Below are 1,504 nucleotides of genomic sequence, written 5' to 3'. Positions count from 1 at the left end.
AATGAAACATCCATGATTAAATTTTAAACACACAGGGGAATGATTATTTTGGACCAAACTTAAAGACATGAGCAAAAAAGCTATCACATTTGAACAAGTCATTGACCGGGGTTGTGGTATAGATGTCCACAAGAGAGTCTTGGTAGCCACGGTTCGCGGGACTGGTATATCGGAAGAAACCCGGACTTTTGACAGTTTCACCAGTTCGATTGAAGCCTTGCGTGATTGGTTAAAGGACAGAGGAATAACCCATGTGGCCATGGAGAGTACCGGGGTGTATTGGAAGCCGGTGTTTAATATTCTGGAAGAAGATTTTGAGGTGATTTTAGTCAATGCCCGCCACATTAAGAACGTCCCTGGGAGAAAGACGGACAAGAAAGATAGTAAATGGATCGCCAAACTTCTATTAAGCGGTTTGCTAAGAGGTAGTTTTATCCCTGCTAAGCCCACCAGGGAGTTGCGGGACCTGACCCGGTATCGGCGTAAAACAGTGGAGGCCATTGCCTCAGAAAAGAACCGGCTTCAAAAATTACTGGAAGATGCCAACATTAAGCTCTCCAGTGTGGTAAGTAACATGAGTGGTTCCACGGCAGTAAAGATTATTTCAGCAATGATAGCCGGCGAAGAAGATATCGATGAATTGGTCAAATTGCGTCATGGCAAAATGCAGGTGAGCAAAGAAGATTTAGCTCATGCTTTGCAAGGGCACTTAACCGAGCATCACCGGTTTATGCTCTCTACGATACAATCCTCGATAGCCGACCGACAAGTGTTGTTAAACAAGTTGGATCAGCGTATAGAGGAGCACCTAAAGGCCAACGAACTGGAATTCAGTAGTGATTTATTACAGAGTATTCCCGGGGTAGGCAAAGATGCCGCAGCAGGTATTTTAGCTGAGATTGGCCACCAAATGGATCAATTTCCCAGTGAACGTCATTTAGCCTCCTGGGCCGGGATAAGTCCTGGTAATAACGAAAGTGGTGGTAAAAAAAAAGTGGACGGACAACCCACGGAGACAAGTACTTGAAAGTATTGTTAGTGCAATGTGCCTGGGCCGCCACAAGGACCAAGAACACCTATTTGCGAAGTAAATACGAGAGTTTAATAGTAAGAAGAGGTAAAAAAAGAGCATTGATAGCCGTAGGACATAAGATCCTGATCGCCGCCTACTTCATACTCAAAGACCAGGTCGTATACAACGATTTAGGGGTAGAATTTTTAAATAATACGAGAAAAACTAAACAAATACAGCATCACATCAAGCGTCTTGAAGAACTGGGTATTGATGTGGAGCAGTTAAAAAAGGTTGCTTAAAGGTCGATTTTTACTGGAGGTTGAAATATCCTATACAACAGGAAACCCCGGAAATGAAACTGACAACAAACGCTAAGCACACAGGAGTATTGCCATAGAGCATGTAGATGAAATTTTAACTTTCTTAGGGTTTGCAACTTTTTTAAATCGCTCATTTTGAACACAAAACTAAATTATAAACAGATGAAAA

The 1,504-nt window shown here is 42.5% G+C and carries 2 protein-coding genes; both read left to right on the top strand.

Annotation, left to right across the window (positions count from 1 at the left end; translation table 11 throughout):
- Positions 1–67: 67 nt before the first annotated feature.
- Positions 68–1,027 carry an IS110 family RNA-guided transposase gene (locus tag ED312_RS23490; RefSeq protein WP_206363313.1) on the top strand — a complete coding sequence of 320 codons (960 nt, stop codon included), beginning with the start codon at positions 68–70 and terminating at the stop codon, positions 1,025–1,027.
- Complete coding sequence (locus tag ED312_RS24175) at positions 1,024–1,314, top strand: hypothetical protein (protein WP_206363312.1); 291 nt, start codon at positions 1,024–1,026, stop codon at positions 1,312–1,314. Before ED312_RS23490 ends, ED312_RS24175 begins: the two co-directional genes overlap by 4 nt.
- Positions 1,315–1,504: the final 190 nt, after the last annotated feature.

The organism is Sinomicrobium pectinilyticum (genome assembly GCF_003725735.1).
GTDB lineage: Bacteria > Bacteroidota > Bacteroidia > Flavobacteriales > Flavobacteriaceae > Sinomicrobium > Sinomicrobium pectinilyticum.
The sequence above is the reverse complement of the archived record's forward strand: the minus strand, read 5'-3'. Positions and strand labels throughout refer to the sequence as shown.